Consider the following 13,995-nt stretch of genomic DNA (forward strand, 5'->3'; position numbering starts at 1 on the left):
GTCACTGCGAGGAGCGCAGCGACGTGGCAGTCCATGGATTGCCGCGCTTCGCTCGCAATGACGGCCGAAATCTACGTCACTGCGAGGAGCGCAGCCCAACTCGCCGTCACTGCGAGGAGCGCAGCCCAACCCCCCGTCACTGCGAGGAGCGCAGCGACGTGGCAGTCCATGGATTGCCGCGCTTCGCTCGCAATGACGGCCGAAATCTACGTCACGGCGAGGCGCGCAGCCCAACCCGCCGTCACTGCGAGGAGCGCAGCGACGTGGCAGTCCATGGATTGCCGCGCTTCGCTCGCAATGACGGCCGAAATCTACATAACTGCGCAGCCCAACCCGCCGTCACTGCGCAGCCCAACCCATCGTCACTGCGCAGCCCAACCCATCGTCACTGCGCAGCCCAACCCATCGTCACGGGAAGGCGCAAAGCGCCACTCGCCTCAATCGTGTTTGAGGCCCTTGGGCATGGGGAATTTGATGGTTTCCTGTATGCCGTCCAGCGTGCGCACCGACACCGCACCCAAGGCACGCAGCCGCGCAATCACCTCTTGCACCAGCACATCCGGGGCCGAAGCACCAGCGGTCAGGCCTACTTTTTGCGTGCCTTCAAACCAAGCTTCCTGCAAGTCCGCCGCACTGTCCACCATGTAGGCGGGTGTGCCCAAACGGTCGGCCAGCTCGCGCAGCCGGTTGCTGTTGGAGCTGGTGGGGCTGCCCACCACGATCACCACGTCCACCAAAGGGGTCATGAGTTTGACCGCATCTTGGCGGTTTTGGGTGGCGTAGCAAATGTCTTGCTGCTTGGGCTCGCGCACCTGAGGAAAGCGCGCTTTGACGGCGGCCACAATCTCGGCCGCGTCGTCCACGCTCAGGGTGGTTTGCGTGACCACCGCCAACAACGCGGTTTGGGCGGGCTGCACTTTGCCCACATCCTCCACGCCTTCGACCAAGTGGATGCCGCTGTCGAGCTGGCCCATGGTGCCTTCCACCTCAGGGTGGCCCTTGTGCCCGATCATGATGAACTCATAGCCCTCTTTGTGCAGCTTGGCCAGCTCCACATGCACCTTGCTGACCAGCGGACAGGTGGCATCAAAGATGCGAAAGCCGCGTCGCTCGGCCTCGTCCTGGATCGCCCGGCTCACGCCGTGCGCACTGAAAATCAAGGTGGCACCCGGCGGCACATCGGCCAGCTCTTCGATGAAGATCGCGCCCTTTTCTTTCAGGTCGTTGACCACATAGGTGTTGTGCACGATCTCATGGCGCACATAGATGGGGCGGCCGAACTTGCTCAGCGCATGCTCCACGATGTCGATCGCACGGTCCACACCGGCGCAAAAACCGCGTGGTTCGGCCAACAGCACTTCAGATGTCATCACAGCACCCCGATCAGTTCAACTTCAAAGGTCACAGGCTGACCGGCCAGCGGGTGGTTGAAGTCAAACAAGACCGCGCCCTCCTCGTTCACTTGCAACACGGTGCCGGCATAAGAACCCAGACCATCGGGCGTGGGAAATTGCACCACATCGCCCGCCGCGTATTGTTCGCTCGGATCGCCCAATTCACGCAGCAATTGACGGGCCACCCACTGCTGCATGTCAGCAATGTGCTCGCCAAAGGCCTCGCCTGCCGGAATGTCCAGCACCACCCGTGTGCCCTCGGCCAGGCCCAGCAAGCGCTGTTCCACAGCGGGCGACAAGGCGCCAGAGCCCAGCGACAAGGTGGCCGGTTTTTCCTTGAAAGTGTTGATGATGTCGCCCTGCGGCCCAGCCAGGCGGTAGTGCAGCGTCAAGAAAGAGGCGGGTTCGACAATGGGCATAAGGGTTTTCTGGAATGCCGCTCATGCGGCCAAACAGGCATAAAGAAGCCACTATTGTAAAAAGCCCAGCCAAGCTGTCCCAGCCAAGGGGATAAGCGGGACCGAGGGCCGCTCCGGGGAGGGGCAGACCATGAGCATCAAAGACTTGCCAGCCGATGCGCGTCCGCGCGAAAAACTGCTGGCCCGTGGCCCGCAGGCCCTGAGCGATGTCGAGCTGCTGGCCATCTTGCTGCGCACCGGCATGGTGGGCAAAAACGTGTTCCAGTTGTCCGAAGAGCTCTTAGGGCCTGACGGTATTGCCGGTTTGCTCAATGCCACTGTGCAGTCGCTGAAAATGGTCAAAGGTTTGGGGCCAGCCAAACAGGCCGAGCTGTTGGCCGTATTCGAGATGGCGCGCCGGGCCTTGAGCCAGCGCCTGAAAGAGCGCGAGGGGTTTCATTCGCCCGATGCGGTCAAGCAGTATCTGCAACTGCAGTTGGCGCACAAAAACCACGAGGTTTTTGCCGTGCTTTTTTTAGACACCCAAAACCGCATGCTGGGTCTGGAAGAACTGTTTCGCGGCACCCTCAGCCAAACCAGCGTCTACCCACGCGAAGTCGTCATGCGCGCCCTGCACCACCAAGCCGCCGCCGTGGTGCTGTCGCACAACCACCCCAGTGGCTCGGTGCAACCCAGCCGAGCCGACGAGCACCTGACACAAACCCTCAAGGCGGCTTTGGCCTTGGTGGACGTGCGCGTGCTCGACCACATCATCGTCTGCCAAGGCGAGACTTTGTCGATGGCTGAGCGTGGTTTGATGTGACATCCACCCACACTGCCGCTGCCGATGGCCCACACAAGGCCGCCTGTCATCCTGGCCTTGTGCTGGCGTCATCTCAGGCGCTTGTCTCTGTCATCCCGGCCCTGCGCCGGAAGGACAGAGGGCACAGGAGGTGTTCGCAAAGGGCAGCCGTTTTCACGGGCTCCCGGGTCTTCGCCCGGGATGAAAAAAGCACAGGCCTGTGTGCAAGCCGACAGGCTTGTTTTGGCATCTGCAATGCCCGATGTGCCTGGCCTGGGTTGCCGGTGTTGCACTGGCCAGCGCTCAACACACATCAAGCGCCCTGCAACACCCGCCGAAAGAGGCTTTCTACTTGGTTGGCAATGGCGCGCCATTCCCATTTTTGGATGCTTTTGGAGGCGTGCTGCCTGGCCTGCTGCAGGCCAAGGCTTTTTTGCGTGATGGCCAAGGCGCGCAACACATAAGCCTGAGGGTCTTCGCCAGCCACCAACCAACCGTTGTGCTCGTCCTCAATGACTTCTTTGGCGGCTGCGCAGTCAAAGGCCAGCACGGGGGTGCCACTGGCCAAGGCTTCCAGGGTCACGTTGCCAAATGTCTCGGTCAGGCTGGTGAACAAGAACAAGTCGGCACTGGCATAGGCCACCGCCAATTGGGCGTGCGTGACCATGCCCATGAAGATCGCGTCGGGGCAATCGGCTTGCAGTTTGCTGCGGTAAGGCCCATCCCCACAAAAGACCAATTTCACGCGTCGCTTGTTTTGTTTCAAGGCCAGGTAAGTCTTGACGCTGAGGTCCAGGTTTTTCTCGGTGGCCAAGCGCCCCACAGACAACAAGACCAAGGTATTTTCATCGGCCTGCCATGTGCTGCGCAGGGCCAAGCTGCGTTTGCTGGGGGTGAACATGTGGCTGTCAACTCCCCGCGCGACCACTTGCAAGTTGAGGAAACCCAGGCGGTGGAGCTGTTCGTGCATGGCCTGTGTGGGCACCATGGTGCAAAGCGTTCGGTTGTGAAATTTTCGCAAATAGGCCACGATGGGTTTTTGCAGCCAACCGATGCCGTAGTGGTGGCTGTAGCTTTGAAAATTGGTTCTGAAGTCCGATGTCACCGGCAAACGCAGCACACGCGCGGCCCGCAGTGCCGACCAACCCAAGGGGCCTTCGGTGGCGATGTGCACGATGTCGGGCCGTTTTTGGCTCCAAGCTTGGACCAGTGATTTTTTGCTCGGAAAGCCCAGCTTGAGGTCGGGGTAGCGCGGGATGGGCATGCCTTTGAGAAGCAACTCGCTCCAGCCATCTCGGTGGCTTTCCGTTTCGTGACGTTGTTGCCGGGGCCGGATGAGTTGAATGGTGTGTTGCCGTTCGCTCAATTCGCGCACCAAGCGCGACAAGGTAAGGGCAACACCGTTGACCTCGGGTGGCCATGTTTCGGTGACCACGGCGATGCGCAGGCGTGGCTCGCTGGGTTCGATGTTTTCGACCAGGTAGGGGGCTGATTCAAGCTCTTGCATGGCCCCATGGTGCGGGCGCTTTTTAACAGTTTGATGACAAACATGCTGTCATGGTTTTTTCACACGACTTGATCATGATCTTCACATTCTTAACCAGTGAGGTCGATGTGAAAGATTTCTTCAAAGAGTTGCAAGTTCAGCGTTGGGACGATCACCGCTACTACCACCACTGCCGCATCAACCAGTCCTTGCATTTGCTCAGTGCCATGGCTTTTGTTGTGGCTTATGCTTTGTTGTTCATCGACCCGGCCATGGCGGCGCTGTTGGCGTGGATGGTGTCGATGACATCAAGGCAAGCGGGGCATTTTTTCTTTGAACCCTTGGGCTATGACCATGTCAACCAAGCCAGCAACGCGTTCAAGGAAGAGATCAAGGTGGGCTACAACTTGCGCCGCAAAGTGGTGTTGCTCAGCGCATGGGCTTTCTTGCCTTTGCTCATTTTCATGAACCCCGGGCTTTGGGGTGTGCTGCCCGCACACGAGACCTTGCCAGAGTTCTTGCGGGCTGTGGGTTACGCCTGGTTGTACCTGGGTGCGGCGGCTTTGTTGTTTCGCACCGTGCACTTGTTCTTTTTGAAAGATGTGCAAACCGGTCTGGTCTGGATGAGCAAAATTGTGAGCGATCCGTTTCACGACATCTACCTCTACCACAAAGCCCCTTGGCAACTGCTGCGCGGCGAGCGTTTTGCCCCGGAGCATTTGCAGGCAAACCGTTGATGGGGCCTCGCCCCAGACTTGTCCATGGGGCCTCCGGTTCTGCCGATGGGCAGCCGGTCTTGCCCTTTGGGCAGGCCGGGGCACCCAGGGTCAGCCGAACAGGGTTTCCTTCAAGATGCGGCGGCGAATGTTTTGGTTGCTCATTTCAGGGGTCTGCCACCACCAGCCGTCGCGCTGCATTTGCTGCGCCGCCAGCACGCACTTTTGCAGCACCGCCTCGAAGTCGGCATCGCTGTAATTGAGGCTGAAGATCAATCGCCCTGTGCCCACCCAACTGAGCGCCAAGCCATGCAGTCTGAGGTAGTACTGCAGCATCCAGTTGTAGCGGCTGGGCTGCGTGTAAAAAAGCGTCCACACGCTCGACATATTGGCCGCTTGCAAGGGCAGGCCCAGCGCTTGCATGGTGCTGTTGAAGCGTGCAGCGCGGGCATTCCAGCGCTCGTCCAAGCCCTCATAGAGGGCCTTGACCTCAGGGGTTTGCAGTTCTTCCAAAAATGCGGCCATGGCACCCATGACGGCCGGGTGGGCGTTGAAGGTGCCGCGCGCAAAACAAATGTTGGCGGGCTTTTTCTCATCAAATCGGCGCATCCAATGGCGTTGGCCACACACCACGCCCACTGGGAAACCGCCGCCCAAGGTCTTGCCGTAGGTGACCATGTCGGCCTGCACGCCAAAGTAAGCTTGGGCACCGCCTGCGGCCAAGCGAAAGCCCAAAAAGACCTCGTCAAAAATCAGCGCAATGCCGCGTTCGCTACAAACTTGGCGCAAGGCCTTGAGCCAAGCGGTGTAGGCCTCGCGGTCATAGCAGGCGCGTCGGCTGCTGTCCACCAAGGTGGAGTCGCCCGGCGCGTTGGCGTTGGTGTGCAAGGCCTGCAAGGGGTTGATCAGCACGCAGGCAATGTCTTTGCGGCTGCGCAGCACCTTCAAGCTGCGCTCGCTCATGTCGCTCAGGGTGTAGGTCTCGCGGGGCGGCATCGGGTTGCCAGGGCCCGGTTGCACATCTTCCCACCAGCCGTGGTAGGCCCCGCAAAAGCGCACGATGTTTTTGCGCCCGGTGTGGTAACGCGCCAAGCGCACGGCCTGCATGACCGCCTCGGTGCCCGACATGTGAAAAGACACTTCGTCCAGGCCCGTGATGGCTTTCAGGCGCTGGGCATTGCCCGCCACCACCGGATGGTAAGAGCCCAACACCGGCCCCAGCGCTTGGGTGCGTGCCATGCCTTGGGCCATGGTGCGCTTGTAAAAATCAGCGCCAAACACATTGACACCATAAGAGCCGGTCAGGTCATAAAACACCTGCCCGTCCAAGTCCGTGACCTGCACACCTTGCGCCGATTGCCAAAACGAGCCGACCTTGAGGTGCTTGCGCACCACGGGGCTGAATTGAAAGGGCACGCGGTAGGCCGCCACAAATTGCATGTCCGAGATGTCTTCGCGTGCCGCTTCGCTGGTCTGGATGCTCAAGCGGTGGCGCGTTTGCAAGGTGTCGGCCATGGCCATGAATGCCGCTTGGCGAATGGCCTGGATGCTGTCGGGTGCGCCGTCGCAAGCAAAGAACGCCGATTCGTCAAAGCTGTAGCCCGGCAGCCAGCGGGCCAAGCGTTTGGCCATGCGCGAGTGTCCGGCCAGCGAGCGGTGCTTGGCACGCGAGAGTTCATAGCGCTGATGCAGGCTTGGGGCCAACGCGGCCAACACGCCCAAACTGATCCAAGTGGCGTTCACAGTCGTTTTCCTTGTACCAACAAAATTTCTTTTTATTCAAATTGAGTGACAACATGATGAAATTTCGCCGTCTTTTTCAAAAGTGGGTGTTGCAAGAAGACCTGAATTTTTTGCTCACCAACCGCATACCACGCATCACCTTGACCCGCTTCATGGGTTGGTGGAGCCAGATTCGGCACCCCTGGGTGGTCAAGTCGTCCATGGCGGTGTGGGGCTGGTTCAGTGAACTGGATTTGAGCGACGCCAAGCAACAGCAATTTGACAGCTTGCATGCCTGCTTCACGCGCGAACTGCGGCCCGGTGCACGGCTCATCAACCCCGACCCCACGCTCATGACCTCGCCTTGCGATGCCATCGTCGGCGCATGCGGTACGGTGACGCAAGGGCAGGTGTTTCAGGCCAAGGGCTTTGCGTACCCATTGCAAACCTTGCTGGGCACATCCGAGCGCTGCCAGCACTGGCCTGCTGCGCTTGAAGGCGGCACTTACCTGACCTTGCGCCTGACCAGCAGCATGTACCACCGCTTTCACGCGCCGCACGATGTGCAGCTCCAGCATGTGACTTACATCTCGGGCGACACCTGGAATGTGAATCCGGTAGCGCTGCAGCGTGTGAAAGCCTTGTTTTGTCAAAACGAACGGGCCGTGCTGCACATGCAAACGGCGCAAGGTGTCCCTTTTTTGATGGTGCCAGTGGCGGCGATATTGGTGGCCAGCATGCGCTTTCACGCAGTCGATGTGCTGCTCAACCTGCGCTACCGAGGGCCCAATGAAATGCCCTGTGATGCCCGCTATGCAAAAGGCCAAGAAATGGGCTGGTTTGAACACGGCTCCACCATTTTGGTGTTTGTGCCCAAGGGCTATGTTTTGACCGAAGGCATTGCAACAGGTCAGCGCATTCAAATGGGCCAGGCCTTGCTGGCAAGGTCGGACCGATGATTGGATTGCGTGCAAACCCGTTTTTTAAAGCGTCTCAACGGGGTTGCCAAGCTGTTGTCCAGCATGAATGCCGGGGTTGAGCCCCGCATTGGATCAAAGGCTGGCGCAGCGCAAGATGTAGGCGGCTGTACCCTCAGGGTCTTGTTCGTGGGCCAGATGGCCCAAGCCGTCTTGGATCTGCAGTGCAGCTCGTGGCAAGCGTGCGCAGGCTTGGTGGGCCAATGCGGGGGGCACGGTTTCGTCTTGCGCGCCGATGTGCATGAACACCGGCTGGCGAATCTCGTGCAGGCGCGCCGCCAAGGGTTTGAGCCGCCAGGCCGCCATCATCGACAGCACGCCGTGCACATGGCCTGAGTCGCTGAGCACGCGGGTGTAGAGGTCCAGACCTTGTGCATCCAGAGCGGAGCCGGTGCGCGACAGCCAGTCGGCCACGGCCCCGGGTTTGGCCGCCATTTTGGCGGTGGCCCAGGCCGACAGCGGGTTGAGCGCGGCCAGCTTGGCCGCCGGGCCAAACAACCAAGAGGCCAGGCCGGGCAGCGGCAGCCAGGCCGGGTTCAGGCCAATCAGGGTGCTGCGCGAAGCGCTGTCAAAGTGCAGCGCCATGTGCGCGGCAATGGCGGCACCGGCCGAGTGGCCCACGATGACCTGGGGCGTGAGCTTCAGTTGCAGCAACAAGGCGCGCAGGCCCTCGGCCATGCCGGGCAAGGACAGCGCACCTTCAGGCCCCCGGCTGGTGAAAGCGTGGCCGGGCAAGTCGGGCGCAACCACGGTGAAGTGCTCGGCCAGTGTGGGCAGCAAGCCGCGCCAGCTGAAATTGCCCGAGCCCGTGCCGTGCAAAAGCAGCAGGCCAGGGCCTTGGCCCAAGCTTTGCACATGCCACTGAATGCCGCCCGCCTGCACGAAGCGGCTGTGCGCCGCGTGGGGCCAATGCGCTTGATGCGCTGACCACGACATGCTGGGGTAAAAGCGCTCAAACATCGCGGTTCATGGGCTGGGCTTGCGCACGCGCTCGATCGCTTGCGCCATGCGCTGCGACTGCACCTGCGGCATGGGCAGGTAGCTTGCGCCCATGGTGCTGGCCAGTTGCTGCGCTTGCGCGTCGGGCTGCATCGAGGTGTCGATCCACAAAGCGCGGTGCCCGCTGGCGCGCCACTGTTGGCCCCAGTTGTGCGCATCGGTTTGGGCTTGGGCGCGGCCGCCCAGGCCTTGCAGGGTGACGTTGGCGCGGCCGTCGCTCAGCACCACCAGGATGGGCGTGACGCCTTGGCGCTGCAGCTGGGCGGCTTGTTCGTGTGCCATTTTCAGGGCCAGTGCCAGTGGCGTGCCGCCGCCGCCAGGCAGGCCGGTCATGGCGCGTTTGGCGCGCACCAGCGAGCGCGTGGCGGGCAGCAACAACTGCGCCTGTGCGCCCCGAAAGGCCACGATGCACACGCTGTCGCGCCGCGCATAGGACTGCTGCAGCAGCAACTCGACCGCGCCTTTGGCCTCGGCCAGGCGCTGCAATGCGGCCGAGCCGGAGGCGTCGAGCGCCAGGATCAGGCAGCTGGAGGCGCGCTGCTGGTAACGCTGGATGTGGAAGTCTTCGGCGCGAATCGCCACGCGGCCGGTGCTGTGTGCTTGCCGCAAGCGCTGCTTGGGCGCGGCGGCGCGCAAGGTGGCCAGCACATGCAAGCGCGCCTGACCGCCGGGGCGGCCCGGGCGCGGGGGCAGTGGGCGGCCGCGTTGCGAGCCTGCGCGGGTCTGACCGCTGCGCCCGGAGCTTTGTGGGCTGCTCGCGCCCTGGCGGGTCATGAGCGCATCCAGCATGTGCGGCGGCAAGCTGGCCAGGGCGGCGGCGACCAGCATGTCTTGCAGGTCTTGCGCACTGGGCTCGGTGTTCTGTTCGGGCGGTGGGCTGGGGTCTTGGTCTTTTTCCGGTTCCTTCTCAGTTGCTTCTTCGGCGTTTTTTGGAGGTTCTGGCGGCTCTTGTGGCTCTTGTGGTGGTGTGTCGTCTTCCTGTGGCGCAGGCGCTGCTTCTTGCGCAGACGGCTCGGCGGGCCACTGCGTGGCGCGTGGCGCGAGCACGCAGCGCGCGGCAAAGCCCAGGTCGTCCGCCGCCAGCGCTTGGCGCCCGTTCAGCGCCGCATGCGCGCAGGCCAGGCGCAGCGCCAGGCTGGGCACGCGCAAAGAGCCGATGCCCAGGCCCCAAGCGGCCGCGCACAGGGCTTGCATCTGGTCGTCGCTGGCTTGCACCTGTGCCAGCATCTCGCGGGCGCGGGTCAAAGCGCCGGGGCTCAGCCGCAGCTGCAAGCCCTCGGTGTGGGCATCGGCCCAGTCCGCGTGGATGTCGCTGGGCGAGAGCGCGTGCAGGTCCAGCCACAGCCCCAAGCGCTCGGCCAATGCCGCGCCCACGCCCGGTTCGTCGGGCAAAGATTCGTCGAGCGCCACCACGCCAAAGCGGGTGAGCGTGGGTTCAGCGCTGTGGCGGTGGGGGGGCACCTGGCCTTGCTCCAGGGCTTGCACCAAGGGCGCGAGCAGCGCGGGTGACAGGCGCTCGGCCATGGGCAAGCACACCAGGCCTTGGTCGGCTTGTTGCAGCAAGCCCGCTTGGCTGTGCAGCTGGCCGGTTTGCAAGGTGTGGGCCAGGTCGATGCCGCCCAGCAGCCGCTCACTGTCCACCGAGCCGGGCACTTTAACGAGGCCCAGGCCCAGATCAGCCAGTGCTTGCAGCCAGCGCTCGCGCACCGGGCCGTGCGGTGCACGCAGGCACACGCCGCCAAAACCGTGGGGGTCGATTTGCAGCAGCTGCAGCGCGGTCAGTGCGTCGTTCCAGCGCTCCAGCGGGTCAAAAGTCGTGGATGGTGGTGGGGCTTCGCGGGTCATTTTGGTGCAGAGCAGCGGATGGGTAGGTGCCTCGCCCCCGGGGAAATAGGGGGTGGACTGCGAAGGCCCATCGCGGCGAGGACGCCGCTCCTACAGGGAAGGGGCCGAGCAAACATGGGGGCGCTTGATCTGCAACTCAGGCGGCCAGCACTTCTTGCACGCTGCGCTGCACGCGCGCGCCCGAATCGGTGTCGTCCAGCGGGTTGCGGCGCAGGCGGTGGCGCAGGGCCAGCGGGGCCATGCTTTGCAGGTGTTCGGGCTGCACGGCCTTGTGGCCTTGCAGCGCGGCATACGCCCGGGTGGCGCGCAGCAGGGTGAGCTCGGCGCGCAGGCCGTCGGTGCCCAGTTGCTGGCACAGGCGGGCGCACAGCATTAGCATGTCGTCACTCACTTCAACTTGGTCCAGCAGCTGACGCGCTTTGAGTATGCGTTTTTGCAGCTTCTGGTTGTCCTTGTGCCACAGCGCCTTGAAGGCAGCGGGGTCTTTGTCGAAAGCGTCGCGGCGCTTGATGATGCTCACGCGCAGCGCCAGGTCTTGCGGCGTGCGCACCTGCACCGACAGGCCAAAACGGTCCAGCAGTTGCGGGCGCAGCTCACCCTCTTCGGGGTTGCCGCTGCCCACCAGCACAAAGCGGGCGGGGTGGCGCACGCTCAGGCCTTCGCGCTCGACCAGGTTTTCGCCCGAAGCGGCCACGTCGATCAAGAGGTCCACCAGGTGGTCGTCCAGCAGGTTGACCTCGTCGATGTACAAAAAGCCCCGGTGCGCTTGCGCCAGCAGGCCGGGGGCGAAGGATTTGACGCCTTGCGACAAGGCTTTTTCCAGGTCGAGCGCGCCGACCACGCGGTCCTCGGTGGCGCCCAAAGGCAGGTCCACCACGGCCACGCTCTGGCGCTCAGTCACGACTTTGCTTTTGGGGTCGCGGGCCTGGCAGACCGGGCAGCTGCCCGCCGGTTTGGCCGGGTCGCAGCGGTAGGGGCAGCCTTTGACCACTTGGATGGGCGGCAGCAGGTCGGCCAAGGCGCGCACGGCGGTCGATTTGCCGGTGCCCCGGTCACCGAGCACCAACACGCCGCCAATCGAGGGGTCCACCGCCACCACCTGGATGGCGAGGGTCATTTCATCTTGACCAACAATGGCCGCAAAAGGGAAGGTCAATGCCATGGGCGTTCCGCAAAACTGTTCTCGGTCCATCATCCAAAAGACGCGTCAAAGTGTCAAGTTAAATTTACACTCGAAGCCGGTTTTTGGGTGTGGCGGCGTCCACTGTGTCGGATTCGGGTCAGGCTTGAGGCCGCAGGCCATACCGGCCCGCCAGGTCAGGCTTGAGGCCGCAGGCCATACCGGCCCGCCAAATCCCAAACATGCTGCGGCAGCATGTTTGGGATGCGCGCAGGTGCATCGCGGCGCAGGTGCAAGATGGGCTCGATGGCTGTTACCTCCACCCGGGCGCGAGCAAACGCCAGACCGCGCAGCCCCACCCGGGGCATCAGCCCCAGCTCATCGGGCGCTGCATGTACCGTCACTGCAAGGCGCTTAGCGACGCGGCAGTCCATGGATCGCTTCGTTCCTCGCGATGACGGGAAACCACCGGGCGATGACGAGAAACCACCTCGCGGTGACGAATAAATTACCGTCACTGCGTGGTGCGCAGCGACGCGGCAGTCCATGGATCGCCTCAATCCGCGCGATGACGAATAAATTACCGTCACTGCGAGGCGCTTAGCGACGCGACAGTCCATGGATCGCTTCGTACCTCGCGATGACGGGAAAATACCGCGCGGTGACGGGAAACCACCGTCACTGCGAGGAGCGCAGCGACGTGGCAGTCCATGGATCGCTTCGTTCCTCGCGGTGACGAGAAACCACCTCGCGGTGACGAGAAACCACCTCGTGGTGACGGGAAATTACCTCGCGACGACGGGAAATTACCTCGCGACGACGGGAAATTGCCGTGCGATGACAGGAGGCTGACAGGCTTGGCCGCAGTCGGTGCACTGCTTGCGGGTCGGGCCCCATCCGGTGGGGGTGGCGAACCGTCAGCATTCAACCAAGATGGGGGGTGGGCGCAGCTTGAATGAGGCTGGCGTCATTGAAAAGACGGGTTCAGCTTGAACGGATCAATGGCATCACGCCCACCAACCACATGTGCAGGCCACCCATGAAAAAGGCCGCCCACAGGCCGGTGCCCACCAGCACGGTCAAGGCCGTGCCCAGCCATTTGCCCTCGGGCGCGCTGCGCAGGTTTTGGCGGTCCCGTTTTCGGGCGGCGCGAAACACCAGCACCGACCACAGCAAAAAGCCGCCAAACAAGACCACATCGGCCAGGTTGCCGTTGATCAGCAAATGGCTCAATGCCCAGACCTTGACCGACAAGGTCATGGGGTGGCGCAGTTTGGCCTTGATGTGGTTGGCAGGAATGTAGGTGGCCACCAAGAAAATCATGGCCACCCACATCAGCAAAATGGTGACGCTTTGCAAGCCGCGCGGTGGGAACCACAGCACCACCGGGTCGAGGCGGGCTTGGGCGTAGCCTTTGAACACCAAATACAGTCCCAGGATGGCCACGCCAGCGTAGACCGCTTTGAAGCCTATTGCGCCCCAGCGGGCCATGCTGTTTTGGCGCGCAATGGGCGCCACGCTTTGGAGTGAGTGGATGCCTAAAAAGAGCGCCAATCCGATGAGCAGTTGCAGCATGTTTTAAACCTTTTTGCGGTGAAAATTTCAAAGCACATTCTGACATGGGGCTGTCCGCAGCGGTTGACATTGAGAATCCCGGGCTTTCCTGTGTGTTTTGCTCAAGTACTCGGCGCGCCATGACAAAGTGACTGAAGTGGCGCACAATGAACTATTCAGTATTTTCTGACTGTCTTTTCTAGGAGTTTTCCATGTCCCTTATCAACAATCTGTCTTCGACCCGCCGAGTGTTCATGATGCAAGTGGCCACCGCCGCCACCGCCGCTTTGGCCGTGACCCAAGCATCCGCTCAAACCATGCTGGACGAAAAAGATCCTCAAGCCGTGGGCTTGGCCTACAAAGCCGACGCGACCAAAGTTGACAAAGCCAAAAACCCCAAGTACGCGGCCGGTAACAACTGCGCCAATTGCGCCTTGTTCCAAGCCAAAGCGGGCGCCGCTGCCGGTGGTTGCCCCTTGTTTGGCACCAAGCAAGTGTCTGCCAAGGGCTGGTGCTCGGCCTGGGTCAAAAAGGGCTAAGGCCAAAAGCGCAAGGCGGGCTGCTGCCCGCTTCGCCCATGAAAAAACCGCCTCAGGGCGGTTTTTTCATGGGCGAAGCGCCACCCTTAGTGCCTATTGATCTGGCCTTTATGGATCCCGGCTCAAGGCCGGGATGACTGAAATACCGGCCGGGATGAGAAAAAAGCGGCCGGGATGACAGGAACAAAGGTCGGGATGAGAAAAAAGCGTGGCCAAGACCATGGCAGGCTTCACAGGGCCGAATCAAGCGGTTTGGCTGTGGCGCATGGCCCGCGAGTGGCTGTGCACCGCCTCGACCAGCGCCGTGACATGCTCAGGCGGGGTGTATTGGCTGATGCCGTGGCCCAGGTTGAAGATGTGGGTGGGCCCGGTTTGGGTCTTGTCGGTGTGCGGCCTGCCAAAGCTGTCGAGCACGCGGCGCACCTCGGTGGCGATCTGCGCGG

General features: G+C 62.1%; 14 protein-coding genes. 4 read left to right on the forward strand and 10 right to left on the reverse strand.

Annotated elements, in window-relative coordinates:
• Positions 1 to 437: 437 nt before the first annotated feature.
• Together ispH and ACIQ39_RS14865 are read right to left on the reverse strand one after the other, a co-directional pair.
• Positions 438 to 1,370, reverse strand: a complete 933-nt coding sequence (ispH, locus tag ACIQ39_RS14860; protein ID WP_396435383.1) for a 4-hydroxy-3-methylbut-2-enyl diphosphate reductase — start codon at positions 1,368 to 1,370, stop codon at positions 438 to 440.
• Positions 1,370 to 1,813, reverse strand: a complete 444-nt coding sequence (locus ACIQ39_RS14865) for a peptidylprolyl isomerase (protein WP_396435384.1) — start codon at positions 1,811 to 1,813, stop codon at positions 1,370 to 1,372. Before ACIQ39_RS14865 ends, ispH begins: the two co-directional genes overlap by 1 nt.
• 130 nt (positions 1,814 to 1,943) lie before the next feature.
• On the opposite strand from ACIQ39_RS14865, the gene radC reads away from it, so the two are divergent.
• Entirely contained in the window at positions 1,944 to 2,615 is a 672-nt protein-coding gene (radC, locus tag ACIQ39_RS14870) for a DNA repair protein RadC (protein WP_396435385.1), read from the forward strand.
• Positions 2,616 to 2,907: 292 nt separating this feature from the next.
• Here the strand turns inward: radC and ACIQ39_RS14875 are convergent, their stop codons facing one another.
• On the reverse strand, positions 2,908 to 4,101 hold the full coding sequence (locus ACIQ39_RS14875; protein ID WP_396435386.1) for a glycosyltransferase family 4 protein: 1,194 nt from the start codon (positions 4,099 to 4,101) through the stop codon (positions 2,908 to 2,910).
• A gap of 74 nt (positions 4,102 to 4,175) precedes the next feature.
• On the opposite strand from ACIQ39_RS14875, the gene ACIQ39_RS14880 reads away from it, so the two are divergent.
• Positions 4,176 to 4,817 (forward strand): hypothetical protein, encoded by a 642-nt coding sequence (locus ACIQ39_RS14880; RefSeq protein ID WP_396435387.1) that lies wholly within the window; start codon positions 4,176 to 4,178, stop codon positions 4,815 to 4,817.
• A gap of 90 nt (positions 4,818 to 4,907) precedes the next feature.
• Here the strand turns inward: ACIQ39_RS14880 and ACIQ39_RS14885 are convergent, their stop codons facing one another.
• A complete protein-coding gene (locus ACIQ39_RS14885) occupies positions 4,908 to 6,539 on the reverse strand; it encodes an aminotransferase class III-fold pyridoxal phosphate-dependent enzyme (RefSeq protein ID WP_396435388.1) in 1,632 nt (543 codons plus the stop codon).
• A gap of 53 nt (positions 6,540 to 6,592) precedes the next feature.
• On the opposite strand from ACIQ39_RS14885, the gene asd reads away from it, so the two are divergent.
• Positions 6,593 to 7,477: an archaetidylserine decarboxylase gene (asd, locus tag ACIQ39_RS14890; protein ID WP_396435389.1), complete on the forward strand. Its 885-nt coding sequence runs from the start codon at positions 6,593 to 6,595 to the stop codon at positions 7,475 to 7,477.
• A gap of 93 nt (positions 7,478 to 7,570) precedes the next feature.
• On the opposite strand, the gene bchO is transcribed toward asd, so the two are convergent.
• The 5 genes from bchO to ACIQ39_RS14915 form a co-directional block, all read right to left on the reverse strand.
• Positions 7,571 to 8,455 carry an alpha/beta fold hydrolase BchO gene (gene bchO, locus ACIQ39_RS14895; protein ID WP_396435390.1) on the reverse strand — a complete coding sequence of 295 codons (885 nt, stop codon included), beginning with the start codon at positions 8,453 to 8,455 and terminating at the stop codon, positions 7,571 to 7,573.
• A 6-nt stretch (positions 8,456 to 8,461) separates the two neighbouring features.
• Entirely contained in the window at positions 8,462 to 10,339 is a 1,878-nt protein-coding gene (locus ACIQ39_RS14900) for a magnesium chelatase subunit D (RefSeq protein ID WP_396435391.1), read from the reverse strand.
• A 136-nt stretch (positions 10,340 to 10,475) separates the two neighbouring features.
• On the reverse strand, positions 10,476 to 11,501 hold the full coding sequence (bchI, locus tag ACIQ39_RS14905; RefSeq protein ID WP_396435392.1) for a magnesium chelatase ATPase subunit I: 1,026 nt from the start codon (positions 11,499 to 11,501) through the stop codon (positions 10,476 to 10,478).
• A gap of 155 nt (positions 11,502 to 11,656) precedes the next feature.
• Complete coding sequence (locus ACIQ39_RS14910) at positions 11,657 to 11,893, reverse strand: hypothetical protein (RefSeq protein ID WP_396435393.1); 237 nt, start codon at positions 11,891 to 11,893, stop codon at positions 11,657 to 11,659.
• A 550-nt stretch (positions 11,894 to 12,443) separates the two neighbouring features.
• A complete protein-coding gene (locus ACIQ39_RS14915; RefSeq protein ID WP_396435394.1) occupies positions 12,444 to 13,034 on the reverse strand; it encodes an NnrU family protein in 591 nt (196 codons plus the stop codon).
• A 191-nt stretch (positions 13,035 to 13,225) separates the two neighbouring features.
• Here ACIQ39_RS14915 and ACIQ39_RS14920 point away from each other — a divergent pair, with 191 nt between their 5' ends.
• On the forward strand, positions 13,226 to 13,552 hold the full coding sequence (locus ACIQ39_RS14920) for a high-potential iron-sulfur protein (protein WP_396435395.1): 327 nt from the start codon (positions 13,226 to 13,228) through the stop codon (positions 13,550 to 13,552).
• Between the two features lie 243 nt (positions 13,553 to 13,795).
• On the opposite strand, the gene ACIQ39_RS14925 is transcribed toward ACIQ39_RS14920, so the two are convergent.
• Positions 13,796 to 13,995: uroporphyrinogen decarboxylase family protein (locus tag ACIQ39_RS14925; protein WP_396435396.1), on the reverse strand; the 200-nt coding region annotated here is incomplete at its 5' end.

Source organism: Limnohabitans sp., assembly GCF_044361645.1.
Lineage (GTDB): Bacteria > Pseudomonadota > Gammaproteobacteria > Burkholderiales > Burkholderiaceae_C > Limnohabitans_A.